Source organism: Rhodothermales bacterium, from assembly GCA_041391505.1.
Taxonomy (GTDB): Bacteria; Bacteroidota; Rhodothermia; order Rhodothermales; family JAHQVL01; genus JAWKNW01.
The window spans coordinates 141,148-157,391 of record JAWKNW010000010.1; the positions used below are offsets into that span (position 1 = coordinate 141,148).

Genomic DNA, 16,244 nt, shown 5'->3' on the forward strand with positions numbered 1-16,244 from the left:
CCATGCCGCTATCGCGACGCCATTTCCTACGGACGACCGGCTCCGCGCTGGCCGCCGCCGGCATCCTCCGCCCGGAATTCCGACCGCTGTTCGCCGCGGGCCGGATCGGGATGTGCGACTGGAACCTCGGGCGCTCCTGCGACCCGGAAGATATCCCCAGGGCCGCCGCGGCCGGCCTGGCCGGCGTGCAGGTGAGCGTCGGCACCCGGCCGGATTTTATGCCCCTCCGGCTCGCCGCCGTCCGCGAGCGGTACCTCGATCTGGGCAAGGAGCACGGCATCGCGTTTCCGTCGGTCGCCGCCGGCAACATCCTCAACCGGATCCCGCTGAAGTCGGAGCCGCAATCGGCCGTCTACGTCATCGACGCCGTCGAGGCGGCGGCCGCGCTCGGCTCGTCCTGCATCCTCGTCGCCTTCTTCGGTAACGGCGACCTGCGGCTTCGCGACGGCATGGGGGCGTTTCGCGACCTCGGTACGGAGGGGTTCAGCACCTACGAACTGGACGCGGCGGGCGTCACCCGCGTGGTCGAGGCGCTCCGGCAGATCGCGCCGCGCGCGGAAGACGCCGGCGTGATCCTCGGGCTCGAAAACACGCTCACGGCGATGCAGAACCTCGAGATCCTCGACCGCGTCGGCTCCCCGATGGTGCAGGTCTATTACGACGTCGGCAACTCCACCGCCTACGGGTACGACGTGCCCACCGAACTGCGGCTGCTGGGCAGCGCGCGGATCTGCGAGATCCACATCAAGGAGACACTCGGACTGGACGATCCGATGACGCCCGTCCTCGGCGGCCCCGCCTCTCGCGGCGTCGACTTCGCCGGCGTCGCGGCGGCCTGCCGCGACATCGAGTACGACCGGTGGTTCATCCTGGAGACCAGCGGCCGCGACGGACGCTTTCAGGAAGATACCCGCGCCAACGTCGGCTTCATCGCGAACCGGCTGACCTGAGGCCCTACTTCTCGACGATCTGAACGACGACCGGGCCCCGGGCTTTGAGCATGCAGGCGAGGCGATGTTCGCCCGGCTTGAGCTTGCACACCTCCTCGACCGTCCACCCCTCCTCGTCCTCATCCATCTCGTTGAGGTGTTCGGCGCCGGAGAGAATACGGACCGGGTCGTAGCCGCAGCGACCGCTCTCGCATTCGTAGTTGATGGGGATGTCGTGTTTTTTTGCCGCCGCCAGCACCGTCTCCGAGGCGCCGAGCGCGAAGGGGCCCCCCCGGCCCTCGAATGTGACGGATGGCCCCCCGGCAACGGCGGGCGCAGCGACCGCCGGCGACGCCGCGGCCGGCGGCGCAATGGGCTCAGGAGGCAGGGTCCCGACAAAGGAGACCGCTTTCGCCGGCTCGTTCCGGTGTTCGCTCAACCGGAAGAGGACCTGCCCGAGGCGAATCACTTCGTCGTGCCGGATCGGGTAATCCGAGCGGATGCGCAGGTAGGTATGGTTGAGGCTGTTCAGGTCCTTCACAGCCAGGCCCCCGTCTTTCACCTGCAAGGCGATATGCCGCCGCGAGACCATCCGGTCATCCGGCCCCAGCACGATATCCGGCGCTTCGCGCCCCAGGACGATCGTGCCGTCGGCCAGGTCGTGCCGGCCCACGACGGTGCCGACGTGATCGTAATGCGTGCACTGCCAGGCCTCGTTCTGCCGCGTGAATACCAGGAACTGGCGGCCGATCTGGAGCAGGTCCCCGTTCGCCAGGGGACGCAGCTGCCCGGAGGGGAGTTGGAGGAACGTGCCGGCCTTGCTGCCCTCGTCTCGCAGGTGGAAGACGCCGTCGACCCGGGTGATCGTGGCGTGGTGCTCGGCGATGGACGACTCGCCGGGCAACGCCACATCGTTCGACGCCGCCTGTCCGATCGTGATACGGTCGCCCGGGAGGGCGTACTCGTCTTCTTCGACGCCGGCGAGGGTCACGCGTATCAGCCTGGGGCTGGTCGCGGGCGGAACCTCGTCGGGCTGCACGCTGTCGCGCAGAAACGAGGCGCTCGCCTCACCGCCGGCTGACGGCGATTCAAGGTCTTCCGCGAAACGAAGGGCGACCTCGACCTGGGCGCGCCCGTCGACCTTCTGGCGCACGACCTCGGCGATGAAGACGCCGTCGCGCAGGGCCGCCTTGATGTTGCCGGCGCGGCGGATCTCCCGAAATCCGGCCGGGTCGCCCGCATGGTCGTCGGTCTCGAGGTAGGCCGGGCTCAGGATGTCTCCGATCAGATAGACATTCGGCACCCGCGTCTCGAGCAGCGGCGTAACGGCCATCCGCTTTTTCGCCTTCGGGCCGCCGGTGACCATCGAAACGCCCAGGCTTTCGAGGAAGGCCTCCGGGATGTCTTCGCCGATGCAGGCGATGCACTGCGTTTTGGGGAATTCCAGATGCGTCGTCTCGATGGATCGCCCGTCGATAAGCCGGCGGTCGACGCGGATGGAGACGTATTCCTCGCGATCCGGCCCCACGAGCACCGCCACCGGTTCGCTGCCCGGGTAGTAGCGGATGTTGCCGTTGCCGAGATAGGCCTCGAAAAAGACTTCGGACAGGGCGCGGGAAACCTTGGGCATGCTGTTGCCGCGGTAGGACCAGTATACCGGACAGGTATCGCCGGCGGCGGCCTTCGCATTCGAGATCGCAATCACGGCCTCGGCAGCGGAGGTGCCTCCGCCGATCACGCATACCGGAGCGCCCACGTACGTCAGCGCATCGTCCAGGCGGTACGTGATGCCGGCCGTGTCGCCGGGGATGTCGAACCGGCGGGGCACGCCGCGACCGATGGACAGGGCGACGTGGCGCGTCGTAAACAGCGCCTCGACGCGGCCGCGGTGATCCCAGGTCCGCGCCGTGATGAGGCCGTCCGGACGGGACTCCAGGCCGGTGAGTTCAAGACCCGCGCTCCACGGAATGCGGTGCGATTCGTACAGACCTCGCCATCGCGCGCACAGGTCGTCCTTGTCGATCGGACCGAATTGCAGCGCGGCGATGAGGTCGCCGCCGGCCGGAAACTGCATGGCGTCGCCCCCGCCAAAATGGGGCAGGATGAGCTTCTCTTTTGCGTAGTCACGGATGCGCTTCATGAGGTCATCGTAGTCGATGACCCGAACTGCGAGGCCCAGTTCGCGGGCGCGGAACGCCGCGGCGGTGCCGGCCGGGCCGCCGCCTACGACGAGAAGATCCAGCACCTCGGGGGATGCGTCGGTAGAACCCGGCCGTTCGTTCTCAGGCATGTTCGTTTGGAGCTGTCGCGACACCCCGCTTCAGCGCAGGGTAGCCGTTGTTTTGGGTCCGAATCGCACGGTGTCGCCCGGCTCAAGCCGCGTCGCCTCGCTGATCTGGACGTCGTTGACGTACGTGTGATTGCTGCTGTTGAGATCGGTGATCGTGACGACGGCGCCGTCGACGCGGAGTTCGGCATGGCGCGAGGAGACAAAGCTGTCGGCCACGACGATATCGCTCGACGGCAGCCGACCGATGAGGTAGATCCCGGACTTGAGCGTCGTGGACGCCGCGCCGCCATCGGCCAGTTTCACCTCGAAGGTGCGCACGACCGGTGGAGGGGGCGCAGGAGGTGCCGGCGGCGGGGCATCTTTGCCCATGCTTCCCAGATCGGGCTGGGCAAGATCAGGAAGGGCGTCGAACGATTGGCCGAACGAGGTCCGCATCCCCGGATCGTCCGCCGGCGGCGGCGAGCCGAGATCCGGCGGAGGGACAAACGCCTCGCCGAGCGAGGTGTGGGCGCCCGTCGGGCGAGACCGAGCGGACGGCGCGTGCGCCGGCGCACTGGCCATCACCTGAAAAACAAAAAAGATGTCGCTCGCGAACGTGATCACGTTCAGGTCATCGAGTCGCGCAGGACCGCTCAGGGGCACACGATCGACCTGCGTGCCGTTGCTGCTGCCGAGGTCTTCGATGTAATACGCCTGCTTCTCCTCGCTGAAGTAGATCCGCGCGTGCCGGCCCGATATCGTGTGGGGAAAAAGCACGAGGTCGCACTTCGCATCCCTCCCGATCACGGCTTCCCGTTCGATCAGGTGGTCGGTGCCGGCGAGCGCGCCGGTTTTCGAAAAGAGCCTGGCTATCATATCGTGCGGCGGCTGGCGGTCACTCCAGATAGAGGAGCAGGTTCGATCGTTGTTCGGTGTCGGGATGGAAAACGTGGCACGTTGCGCATGTATTCGATGCCTTGTCGTCGGCGTGACACGTCTGGCAGGTAGCGATGTGGGGCAGGTTGTGGATCTCGGCGCGGTCGACCTCGGGTGGCGGGATGCTGTCGATCGCCGCGAACTGCCGGATCGGGAGTTCGCCGTGGCAATCCAGACAGCGTGCCTGGATGATGTGCGCACGGTGGTCGAATTCGGCGCGGATAAAGGTGCGCTGGTCGGTCTGGACCCGCTTGATCGTCGCCTTCTCGACGACATGGCATTCCTGGCACGGCTGGGTGAGGTCGCTGACGACCTTCTGATAGGCTTCCACCTGCGCCGGCGACAGGGCGGGATTCAGCTCCGCCGCGCTCACGAGAAACTGGGTCTCGTCGCGGGGGCTCAGGGGGTCTGCGAGCTGGCGTTCGACGCGCGTGAGGAGCTCGCCGGCCCGCTCGAGTTCGGCCTGCACCGCCCGGTCCGGCTGGTTGCGTAACTCGTCGATGTACGTGCGCAGCGTCTGAATGGCTTCTTCGTACAACACATTCGCATCGCGCGGAGCCACGTCCGCCGACGTGGTCAGCAGATCGGCGAGGTTGCTGGCGGGATAGAGGACCTGGCGCAGGCTGCGGAGGTTCTCGATGATCCACGGGTCGGCGTGATAGACGGGGCGCTTGCGAACGGAGGCGCCGCGGGTCTGGAATTCATCGGGGTTGGCGAAGAAAGCCCACCGGTTGCCGGCACGTTGTGCGCTCACTATGGTCTGGAGCGTCCTCACCCCGGGCGTGGCGCCGGCCGCGACATCCAGGAAGGGTGTCGCCGTACTGGTCGTCAGGTGACACGCATCGCAGTGCGCCTCGAAATCGATCGGCTGGAACCCCTTGCCGTCGGCATCGGCGTTGTGGCAGTACAGACACGCCTGCTCGATATCGACGAGGGATTCACGCCGTCGCAGCTCGCTCACGTGCAGCGTGTGCGGAAAGTTGAGGTTCGCGGCGTCGGTGTCGCTGGTGGTGACGGCTTCGAATTCCGGGTGCGTGTCGAAGCCACTGACGTCATGGCACGAGCCGCACGTCGCGTCCGGTACGGCGGCGATGTCCGCGTGGGGGCCTTCGTGTTCGCGATGACACGAGGCGCAGGTGACGTCGGTGGATGCGGGGACGATCCGGCTGTAATCGCCGGAGCGATAGACGTAGTGCGCGTCGAGCGAATGGAGCCCCAGGTTATCGCCAAACTTTTCATGGCAGACGGCGCACTTGTCGTCGGTGACGCCCATCGTCGGGGTGTGGCAGCTGGCGCAGTCGCCGCCGAAGCCGGCGTGGTTCGACGAAAGCGGTCCATCGGACACCAGCGTACCGCCGCCTACAGCCGCATCGAAGGCAAACACGCCGCCCAGGATCAGGGCGCCCGCTACGCCCACCGCATACAGCGGCAGCCGGCGCCGGCGCGACGGATACGTGGTGGCGACGGGAAAACCAAATCGCCCAAATCGGCCTTTTTTTCTGGCGTTGTCCTCAGCCATGGAAATCGGTCACAGCCGCCGTGCGGCGTTCAATGAAGGGGTCGGTGGCGTGCATCAGGCCAGGCGATGGAAGGCTCGGCCGGCATCCGGCAGCGCGCGTTGTCATGTTACCGGTCGTTTAATAGTAGAATACGGTAGCCACATGCAATGCGACGAGGCCAAGCACGATCATCGCCACGGGGACATGGAAAACCAGCCACACGCGCAGCGTCCGCTGGAGCGTGTAATGGGCGTCGAGTTCGAGCTTGGCCCGGTAGAGCCGGGCCAGGTCGTCGAGTTGTTCGAGCTCGGCGCCGCCAAGGTACCGGCGCATCGCATCAAAAAAGGCGCTCTGCCGCTGGATAAAACCGGACGGGTCGATAAAATACGCGAGTTGGGGGCGTAGCGACGCCAGGTGGCCGGCGATGCGCTCCCGGTACAGATCCTGCATCCGTTCCGTCCCGCGCGTCGACAACGCTTCGCCTTCTTTCCGGATCGCCTCCAGCAGCTCCGGAATGCGCTGAAGCTGCACCTCGTTCGAGAGTCCGCCCTGGATCAACCGGGGCACCCACTTCTGAAGCGCGCTCCCGATCAGCCCCGTCGCCACCAGCCACAGACTCAATGCCCAGAGCCACCAGGTCAGCACCCCGCGGGGTACGTGAAAGTTGGTGTGCATCAACATCAATACGAGGAAGAGCACGCCGCCGTACACATGAAACTGGAGGTAGTACCAGACGCGCTGGAGCCGTGGCAAGCGGACGACCTTGCGCCGCAGTCCGTACAGGCTGAGCGCGACCAGCAGTACCGCCGCGCCGATGCCGTAGGCCAGGCCCCAAACGCTCCCGGGCGAGAGCCGCCCCAGCATGGCGTTCGCGGCGTAGACGACGGCGCAGAGCGCGAGGCTCACGCCGGCGCCCAGCAGCCACGTGGGCGATTGGATCCAGGTGTTGATCCAGCCGGGAGCCTCAGAGCGCTTCTGTTGGTAGATCGCCGTCTTTTTCATGCCGCACCCCCTCCGCCTGCCAGCAGGGTTTGAAAGTCCTCGAGGCTGCCAATGCGAAAGGCGCACGAATGCGGGCAGCTGTTCACGCACGCCGGCCCGGCCTCCGACGTGTGGCAGAGGTCGCATTTACTCGCCACCTTGCGGTCGCGCCCGCTGAGCCAGGCCGGCGTAGCGTCCGCCGGCCACTTCGTCCCGGTCTCGTGCATCACGATGGCATCGTAGGGGCACTTGTTGGCGCAGTTGCCGCAGCCGATGCACAGATCGTCGTCGATGGCGACGACCTCCGCCACGTTCGTGCGGCGGATGGCGCCGGTCGGACAGCCAATCAGGCATACCGGATCCTCGCAGTGATAGCAGGATCGGGCGATGAGGAACTGGCCATATTTATCGCCCTCGCGGACAAACCGCGGCCGGCCGCCGTGCGTACTCGCACACCCCTCCACGCAGTCGTCGCACCGCGTGCACACGTCAAGGTCGATGACGAGCATGCTGTTGCCCTGTACGAGCCCCTTCGACAGGGCAAACTCGATCAGGTCGGCCTTGTCCAGCCGCTTTCGGGTATACCCCGTGTCCTGGATCCGCGCCACGGCCACCTCCCAGAGCTGACGAACGACCGTCGGCTCCTGGTCGAGCAGCATCTGCAGATCCGCCCGTTCGATGCGCACCAGTTCGCTGTATCCAACCGAAGTCGCCGAGAAACGGGATCCGTCGAGGCCGTCGACGAGCAGCTCAACCTCACCGAGGGTCATCCCCTTGCTCAGGTAGGTCACCGTCGCCTCACGGTCGCCGATTTTCTGACCGAGGCGGACAAAGCCGGAGCGCACCATGTACAACGCATCGACGGGCGCGCCTTGCTCGATGATGCGGTCCTCGGGCGACAGCGAGATCAACTGCACCCGCTCGGCCAGCTGCCGCACGAATCCCGGATCCACCTGCGCAAAAAGCGGCGTGCTGGACAGCTGGTTGATCAGCGTCCGGGCGCGATAGAGGGCGTCGAGCCGATCTTTGAAGGCCTTCGACCGCTTCTTGAGTTCTCGCAGCGCCGGCAAGCGGATTTGCACCAGGGTAGCCTCCTGCGAGACCCTCGCCGTAGCCGACTGCGGCCACCCGTTCAGGCTGCCGATCTCACCGAAAACCTCGCCGGCGCCGAGCGAAAGCGACTCGCCGCGCGGGATGTCCACGTCCATGTTGGACAGGAAGGTGATGGGCCGGTCGGGACGCGACGCCGGCTGTACGCGCGGCGCGGGTGGCGCGGCCTGCAGGGCTGCCTCTTCGCTGCCCGTCAGGACGGTGCTGTTGAAGATCGGCCTGACCGATTCGCTGTGCTTGTCCACGTACAGATCGACCGTACCGGAGATCACGTAGAACGCGAGATCCAGATAACTGCCTTCCTCGAAAAGCACTGCCCCGCGCTCCCAGGTAGCCACTGAAATGTCGTGGGCGATGGGGATCAGCGCCTCCGGCTCGAAATCCCTGAACAGCTCCAGCTTCTGGAGTTCGGACACCGACAGCTGATCGGAGAACCGTTTGATGCCGGATTGGCTTCCGTAACCGGACCACCGGTCCTCGAACAACTTTTGCTCCGCGCCTTCCTTCACGCGCATCGTCGGACGTTGTTGTTTACTCATCACGACCCAGGGCTTTGTACAGGGCTTCCAGCCGTTCCTTGACGATGCGGAGCACCTCTTCCGCCGACGCAGAGTCTGCCACGGCCGGCAACGGTGGTAACGTGACGTTGGAGGGCGCGGCGGTCGGCGCGGCTCCGCGCGCAACCGCCCGGGGACGCGGCGGCCGAGGCGGGGCGCTTGCCACCGGGTCGCCGACGGTGGTCCGCGTCGCCGGCGCACGCACGGGTGCTGCGGCGGGCGGCGACGGCGGTGGCTCCGGTGCACGCGCTACCTCAACCCGCGGCACCGGGCGCTGCTGCTTGATTCGGTCGAACGCCGCGCGCAGGGCGCCGGAATCGATGTCGGGTTGCGCCGGTCGCTCCAGATCCGGATCGGGCCAATGCTTGATCTTGCCATTGCCCTCCTGGATGTTGTAGCCCTCGCCCGACGAGTGCCCCGAGGCGAGCAGACGCTCGTCCGTTATGTGGTGGCACCGGGCGCAGTTCGCGGCGCGCACGTCGATGTCGCGCAAGTCGACCAGGCCGTTCTGGAAGCCCTGGCCCCGCTTGTGCGGCGACAGATAGCCGGAACTCGGCCCGTGGCAGCTTTCGCACCCGACGCTTTCGAACACCTGGGCGCTGCCGCTGCCGGACTCGACCGTACCGTGGCACTGCATACAGATCTGGTCGCCCTGCTTCATCTGCGCCGGCGTGAGCCCATACAGCTGTGCGATCTGGAGCGCCTTGCGCGTCCCGTTCGCCACCGGCGCAGCGCTGCGACCGTGGGCATCGGAGAAGAGCCAGTCCTCGGCCGCACCGTGGCAGTTGCAGCCGGGCAGGGTGACTTCGTACGTCTCGTTCGGAAACCACGCCGGCTTGCTGCGTTTTTCGCCGGCGACACGGACGGCGACGGGAGCGGACGGAGCCGCGGTCGCGGGCGCCTGCTCCCCTGCGGCCGGGCTGGGCGTGGCCGTGGGGGCGGGTTCGGAGGCCGGCAATTCAGCAACTTCGGCGGCCGGCGCGTCGTCTGGTTCCGGCACCGGGGCGCCACGGCCTTCGATGAGCGGGTCGAGCGCGGCGAGTGTGCCGCCGTCGAGGCGCGCAGCGGCGCGCTGTCCGGCATCGCGCACCTTCTCGGCGGTAGCCAGCAGGCCCGCCCGGTTGTTGGGGGCGAGGCGCACGTCCTTGTGGAGCCGGAGGATTTCGCCCAGCTCGGGGATCGGGCTGGCCTGCATCACCCGCTCCAGTTCGCGCACGGCCGAAGCCACGCGGCGTTCGTTCGCCTTCGCATAACTGCCGGCCTCGGTCGCCTCGGCGGCCGCCCGGATGCTGTACTCGTAATCCAGCATCCGGCCGACGACGTAGAGCAGGCGTTTCCGCTCGGGCGTCCGCTCGCGGTTCTGCTCGTCGTTGCTCCACTGCGCCTGCAGGAAGTTGTGGCTGATCTCGCCCGTCCATTCGACGAGTTCGATCTTGCTCCCGCTCGGGTGGCGGCCGACGTTGATGAGTTTCTCCGAAGGCACCGTGTGACACTCGAAGCAGTTGGCCGCCACCGCATAGATGTTCTCGGAGGGACGCAACATGCCGGCGGCGGCGCTGGCCTGTGCGCGCTGTTGCCGATGCGCCTCGGTCTCGGTCTCGTGGGTCGCCCCGTCATAATTGTTATGAAGGTCGAGCCAGTCCCGTGCCGCGCCGTGGCACGATTCGCAGGATACGCCGGCGATGGCCCTGGCCTGGCCGTTCTGGATCTCGGCCGTATAATGGCAGCGCAGACAGAGGCTCTCGCGTTTGGACAAACGAAAATCCATTCGCTCCAGGATGCTCTGGGCCTGCTGGGAACGATGCATCGTGTCGAAACCCGTGGCGTGCGGCGTAGCTTTCCAGGTGTCGTATTCCAGACTGTGGCACTCGCCGCAGGGCACCCGATCGTCGCCGGGCGCGAGCACGATCTTTTCCGGATCCGTCCGGAGGTACGGCGAATCCGCCTCCTGCGGGGGCCTGAGCGCCAGCGCTCGCAGCGCCGGATAGGCGAGCCCGAGTCCGAGGATTGCGGCGGAAAGCACGATGCCCGCGGCATAGGTGCGCATCAAGCGCGTCAGGTAGGCGCGTATCCGAATCCCCTTCATAGTTTAAGTACCAGTTCCAGACGCGCCGCCGTCGTCACGTCGCCCTCGGTCGTCGAGACCGCCAGCCCGTCGATGACGAGCACACCCCGCCGGCGCAGCGCGATCTGGTAGCGGGCTGTGCCGCCATAGGCATCGACCTGGGGCACCCCCTGCGTGTCGTCGTATTGCGACCGTCCGCCGACTTCCAGAATGAGCTGGTGCCGGGTTTCACGGAAAAACATCTGGTATCCGACGCTGCCGCCCACGGAGTAGTCGGATTGATTGCCGAGCGGTGCGCCGAAACGGCCGAGACCCACGGAGGCGAACAACAGGCCGGCGCCCCCGAGCGGTCCGCCCGAGGACGGGCCGCGAGCGGCCGAGCGGTACTCGCCGAGTCCGACAAAGCCGCTGATATAGGCGAAGTTATGGGTGTGATGCGGGGTCCAGGACAGCTGTTCGGTCAGCAACACGCCGTTCCCGGTATGAAGCCCCTCGTCGCCGATCGTCGCCGAAGCCACCGCGCGCCACACGTTGCCGAAACGCCCGAATCGGCGGGTGCTCCCCAGGCCGGCGTAGGCGCCATCTCCCCCGATTTCGTCGGCCATCACCACAGCCAGATCCGCCTCGACCGTCCGTTTACGGGTATCCGTCTCGGTGAAAAGGCCGAACAGCATGGCCGATGCGTCGCCGGTATTCCCGCCCCCCGAGGTGAAAAAGTTCGGGCTGACGGTGCGGTCGATATCCCCCCACCCGAAGATCAGGGTAGCCCGCATGTTCACCAGACCGGAGAATTTCATGTTGGCTTTGGTCAGACCGACCATGTCGATCGCGTCTTCATTGAGCATCAGGCCATCCTGAAAGCTCAGGGGTTGCCGGCCGACCGAGATGCCGATATCGAGCCCCTTGCTGTCCTTCCAGTCCGCGGCAGGAAACAGTTCGCCGAGATCCCCCTCGAAAAAGAGGGTGCGCAGTCCAAAATTGAACTCGTCCTCGAAATCCTCTTCCCCCAGTTCGAGGTTGGTATCGAGCGTATACCGGGTGAACCGCCCCCCCTGATCGAGCGGGCGAAACCCGATGATCACCCGTTCGGTGGAGGTGAGGTAGAGGTTGCCGAAGAGGTCGAACCGGAAGGCGGCTTCCGTGAGGCTGACCTCCTGGTCGCCCACGCCCGCATTAAATCCCTGGACGGCGGAGCGAAGCGTGCCGAACGCCATCAGCGCCGGCTGCCATACGGCGCCGGTAGGCAGGCGCACGCCTTGCTTCAAGGTACCCGTGCCCAGGAACGGTTCGCCCAGTTCGAGGATCGGACGGGGACGTTCGGGGAGGTCGGCCAGGGGGATCGGTTCGTCGGAATAGCGGCTCTCGCTATGATCTTCTTCGGATTCCTGCCGATGCTGGGCGTTTGCCGTCCCTCCCGCCATGAGGATAAGGACGCAAAACAGGAGGCCGATGCGGCGAGCGGACAGAGAGGCTGGAGGCACAAAACGCTCATTCATGCTCAATACGACAGATGACATGCCGGATTATCGGTTGGATGCGACAGACTCGGCGCTCAGGGTGACGTCGCGTTCCCAGAGCACCTGGGCGCCTTCGACGACCCGGGTAGCGACCGAGCGCGGCGACATGAAATAGTCGAAACCGACGTGCTGGATCTCATCGATCAGATTGACCGGAACCATCTGTGCGATAAGTTTGATGTTGGCCCGATAGGGCGGCGAACTCCCGATCAGGTCGGCGCGCGAGACCTCATACTTGGCCCATTTGCTGTCCATGGGCGCGATGGTCGTACGGTGCTTGCGTGCACCGACCGGCCGGCCCAGCAGGACCGTCGACCGCGTCGATGGGCGCAGGAAGGGTAACGGATCCGGCGAATAATTGAGGGCCAGCACCTGCTCGCGCTCCCCTCCGCGCACCATGCGGGTGAGGAATTTCGATTGCAGGCTGAAGAGGTATTTATCCAACGGCAACTCGCCGTTGTGGACGTAGAGCGAGTGCAGGTCGCGGAGGTCGCCATTCGGATCGCGGTCCCCGGAACGAAACACGACGTTATCGTTGGCGTCCGTCACCGTCACCTGGAGGAATACGAGACGCTCGGCGTCGAAGCCCGTCGGCACGTTGTGGCCATTGGTGCCGTTTGCGACCTCGACATGAAACACGACGCCGCCGGCTCCCGATTTTTCGAGTTCCACGTCGCCCAGCAGATAGCCGGCGCGGAGCACCGCGAGGCGTTGCTCGGCGATCTGGTCCAACAGCGCCTGGTTCTCATTGAGGATCTCGCGGGCGTCGTACCGGTCGTCCGCGAAGGTCCAGCGTTCAGGGAAGACAAACCCTTCGGGCACGTTGTCCTCGAAGGCGTCCGTTCCCCAGCCGGCTTCAATATCGAAGGTCAACCACTCGCGGATCGAGGCCATTTCGGCGGCGCGGACATTGTGCGGGAAAAAGCCGGGATGGACGATCGAATAGTCGGGGCCGGCGAACATATGGTTGGTGCGCTTCCGCTCCCGCGTCGGCTTGCCGCCGACGACGGCGATGGGGGCCATGGCGTAGCCGGACGGTTTGCCGGGCTCCTTGCCCATGTGGCAATCCTGGCAGGACACCTGATTCCGGGCCGCTTCCGTGGATTTGTATTCGCTGAAGGCCTCTTCGAGCCTGAAACCATTGACCAGGTTCACGTCGTGGCAGGTGCCACAGAACGCCGATGTCGTGATCTGCTCGAGCTGGCGGGCGTCCGTGTGAATCGACCGGCCCGACTTCCCGCGTTCGGTATTTACACTGTAGCCGCTGCCGTCGGCCGTGACTTCGGAAAGGATTTCGTTTCCGAGCGAGCCATAGACCGGGTCGAAAATGTCCCCTTCGACGATCGCGAGCCGGCCGCTCACCTTGCCGTATGCGTTCTGGACCCGATGACATACGATGCAGGTGATGCCCTCCCGCGAAGTCGGATTTCGGTCCATGTTCGACATGAACTCCGGCTCTCCGAGGTTCATCCCCACCGGAGTATGGCAGCGAATGCAGAAGTCACCGTTCGTCCCGTTGGTCAGTTTCAGGATCGTGCCGTGCATCGCGTTGAAGATGGGGCTGATCTGCGCATACGCATGCTGGGAGACGGACCACTCCCGGAAATGATCGGGGTGGCAGGTAGCGCAGGTATTCGCCGACGGGAAACGATCTTCGAGGGTGAGGGCCACGTGGACCGAATCGACCCAGCGGGCCCGCTTCAGGCTGTCGGGGTCGGCGAATCCATACCGGACGTCATCGACGAGCACGGCCTCATAGACCGGCCGGGCGGTTTTTCCGGGGTCGGCCGGGTCAGGCGGGTCGACCGGTGCAAAAGCCAGTAACAGGACCGGCAAAAAGGAAAGGGCTAGCGCGACGAAGCCCGTGACCACATTACGGCACGCACGATGCGCGTGCGCACACGAACGATAAACGTGGAGCATATAAGGTAAAGGGCCAGGGATCTTCCCCAGATCACTGGCAGCATGAGGAGATGAAGGCACAGTGCCGTTTCGCAGCCGAGAAACGGCGCACCGGAAGACAAACCAGTTCAGGGACCATCCAATATAGGGCAAACAGCGAAAAAAACGACGCACCCGAAACCATCAATCGCCACGTTTTTTTACACACGCACCGAAATATCCCTTAATAAAAAGGCATATCCAACGGATCCTGCATCGTGCTGAATGAAATTTTCGTAACCAATCGCCGAAAAAAAACAGCTAGAGACGTGATAAACCATTATGATCGGGTGATAGCGTACAGATCTGGTCGCCATGCCCTATCTTGACGTTGTGGCAAAGCGCGGTCACCGAGCCCGGACGGAAACACGAGGCGTCCTATGCTGTAGGTTCTGCGCTTGCCGCGCGATCTCTCCGATCGACTCCCCGGCAAATGCCCCCTGCGCAAAAACGCCACGCGAGGAACTTCCACACGAGGATACCTGGTCTAGTAGTACCATGATAGGTCAGTCCATCGAGAATTATGCCATAGAAGCCGTGTTGGGGCATGGCGGGATGGGTATCGTGTACAAAGCGCTCGACACCTCGCTGGACCGTGTCGTCGCGTTGAAGGTCATGAACCCCGGTGTGGCGACGAACGAGGAGTTCCTCTGGCGTTTCAAATCGGAAGCCCGGGTACTCGGCCGGCTTCAGCACGCCAACATTGTCAATGTCTACGCCTTTCGCCATGTCGAGACCCACCTCTTCATCGTCATGGAGTACGTGGGCGGCGGGACGCTGAGCCATCTCATCGAGCGCCAGGGCATCGTCCCCCCCAAGCAGGCCCTCCCGATCATCAAGCAGAGCCTGCTGGCGCTCGAAGCCGCGCACGACGCGAACATTATCCATCGCGATATCAAGCCGCACAATATTTTATTGACCGAGCGGGGGGATGTGAAGATAAGCGACTTCGGGTTGGCTAAAATTCAGGAAGAAAGTTCCTCCATGATGACCCGCGTGGGCGTTACGGGAGGGACCCTCTACTACATGCCGCCCGAACAGTCGGAGGCCCTGAGCAAGGTCGACCATCGCGGCGACCTGTACGCGCTCGGTATGACGTTGTACCAGATGCTCGCCGGCCGCATGCCCTTCGACGCCGGCAGTTCGGCCTATTCGATCCTGAAAGCCGTCGCCGAAGAACAGATCCCCACCCCGAACACCTTCAATCGGCACATGCCGCCGGGGCTGGTCGAGATCGTCATGCGGGCGATCAAGAAGGATCCCGATCAGCGGTACCAGAGCGCCCGCGAGATGCGCGAGGCCATCGAGCAGTTCGAGCGCAGCACCGGCGCCCCACCCGCCCGCCCGACGGCGGAGCGCCCTGTCGGCGTCGACAAAACGATGATTTTCACCGCGCCCAAGGCCGCCCGACTCAAACCCGAGGCGGCCCCGAAGCCGGAGCTCCATACCCTGTTGCCCGGCGAGCACACCGCGACGGCGGCGCCCGGCGGCCGGATGAAACGCTACCTCGGCGGCGTGCTCCTCCTCGCGCTCGTCGGTTTCGGGGTGTTCCTCTTCAGGCCGGACGATGACGCGCCGACGCGCCGGGCGGATACGTCGGCCCAGACGCCCCCGCCGACCAACGAGAACACGGCGCTGCAGGAAAACGATCCGACGCCGGCCAACGAGTCTGCCGGTGAGTCGACCAGGGAATCGGGCAGCGAGTTGGCCGGGCCCGCCGGCACGGATCCGGTTAGCTCGCCCGCCGCGACGCCGCCGCAACCCGCATCGCAGGAGGTCCCGGCAACCCGCACCGAAACGACGTACACGGTCAACATCCGATCCACCCCCTCCGGCGCCACCGTGCTGTTCGACGGCAAGTCGCGGGGAACGACGCCGCTCCAGATGCCCGGCGTGTCGGCCGGAAACTACCCGGTGCAGCTGCAACTCGACGGCTATCAACCCTTTTCCGGGACCCTGCAGCCGCAGCGGCAAGCCAGCCTCACAGCCACCCTGCAACCCCTGAACGGGTCACTGCGGGTGGTCATCCATCCGTGGGGCTCCCTCGACATCAACGACGTGCGGAAAATGTCGGGGTCGAGCGTACCGTATGCGGAAGAGATGGGTCCGGGCTCCTACAGGCTGCATGCCATGCACCCGTCGTTCGGCGAATGGGACAAGGTCGTCACGCTGCGCCCGGGCCAGCATCAGGATGTTTTCTTCGATTTCCAGAAAATGTACCGGGTCATCGTTACGACGCCGCCCATCACCAATGCAGAGATCGTGGTGGACGGCACCGGTACCGGCGTATTCACGCCCCTTCCCGTCGTCCTCCGGGCCGGCAACCATACCATCGCCGTGCGCAAAGAGGGCTATCGCATGGAAGGCCAGCCCAAAAAGATCACCCTGGAGGAAGACCTCCAGGAGCCTATCGCATTTACCCTGGTCCCGGAGAATTGAG

The 16,244-nt window shown here is 65.1% G+C and carries 10 protein-coding genes; 2 read left to right on the top strand and 8 right to left on the bottom strand.

Features of this window, described 5'->3' with window-relative positions:
- Positions 1 to 2: 2 nt before the first annotated feature.
- Positions 3 to 950 carry a sugar phosphate isomerase/epimerase family protein gene (locus R2834_11805; protein ID MEZ4701009.1) on the top strand — a complete coding sequence of 316 codons (948 nt, stop codon included), beginning with the start codon at positions 3 to 5 and terminating at the stop codon, positions 948 to 950.
- 4 nt (positions 951 to 954) lie between these two features.
- On the opposite strand, the gene R2834_11810 is transcribed toward R2834_11805, so the two are convergent.
- The 8 genes from R2834_11810 to R2834_11845 form a co-directional block, all read right to left on the bottom strand.
- The gene (locus R2834_11810) at positions 955 to 3,219 is read right to left on the bottom strand and encodes an FHA domain-containing protein (GenBank protein MEZ4701010.1); all 2,265 of its coding nucleotides are present in this window, start codon (positions 3,217 to 3,219) and stop codon (positions 955 to 957) included.
- A 30-nt stretch (positions 3,220 to 3,249) separates the two neighbouring features.
- On the bottom strand, positions 3,250 to 4,074 hold the full coding sequence (locus R2834_11815) for an FHA domain-containing protein (GenBank protein MEZ4701011.1): 825 nt from the start codon (positions 4,072 to 4,074) through the stop codon (positions 3,250 to 3,252).
- Positions 4,075 to 4,093: 19 nt separating this feature from the next.
- Complete coding sequence (locus R2834_11820) at positions 4,094 to 5,653, bottom strand: cytochrome c3 family protein (GenBank protein ID MEZ4701012.1); 1,560 nt, start codon at positions 5,651 to 5,653, stop codon at positions 4,094 to 4,096.
- 118 nt (positions 5,654 to 5,771) lie between these two features.
- A complete protein-coding gene (locus R2834_11825; GenBank protein ID MEZ4701013.1) occupies positions 5,772 to 6,635 on the bottom strand; it encodes a hypothetical protein in 864 nt (287 codons plus the stop codon).
- A complete protein-coding gene (locus R2834_11830; protein MEZ4701014.1) occupies positions 6,632 to 8,263 on the bottom strand; it encodes a cyclic nucleotide-binding domain-containing protein in 1,632 nt (543 codons plus the stop codon). Before R2834_11830 ends, R2834_11825 begins: the two co-directional genes overlap by 4 nt.
- Entirely contained in the window at positions 8,256 to 10,367 is a 2,112-nt protein-coding gene (locus tag R2834_11835) for a multiheme c-type cytochrome (protein MEZ4701015.1), read from the bottom strand. The genes R2834_11830 and R2834_11835 overlap by 8 nt, the downstream gene beginning before the upstream one ends.
- Entirely contained in the window at positions 10,364 to 11,827 is a 1,464-nt protein-coding gene (locus tag R2834_11840; GenBank protein ID MEZ4701016.1) for a hypothetical protein, read from the bottom strand. The genes R2834_11835 and R2834_11840 overlap by 4 nt, the downstream gene beginning before the upstream one ends.
- Positions 11,828 to 11,869: 42 nt before the next feature.
- Positions 11,870 to 13,699, bottom strand: a complete 1,830-nt coding sequence (locus R2834_11845) for a multiheme c-type cytochrome (protein MEZ4701017.1) — start codon at positions 13,697 to 13,699, stop codon at positions 11,870 to 11,872.
- A 603-nt stretch (positions 13,700 to 14,302) separates the two neighbouring features.
- On the opposite strand from R2834_11845, the gene R2834_11850 reads away from it, so the two are divergent.
- Positions 14,303 to 16,243, top strand: coding sequence for a protein kinase (locus R2834_11850; protein ID MEZ4701018.1), 1,941 nt, complete (start codon positions 14,303 to 14,305; stop codon positions 16,241 to 16,243).
- Position 16,244: the final 1 nt, after the last annotated feature.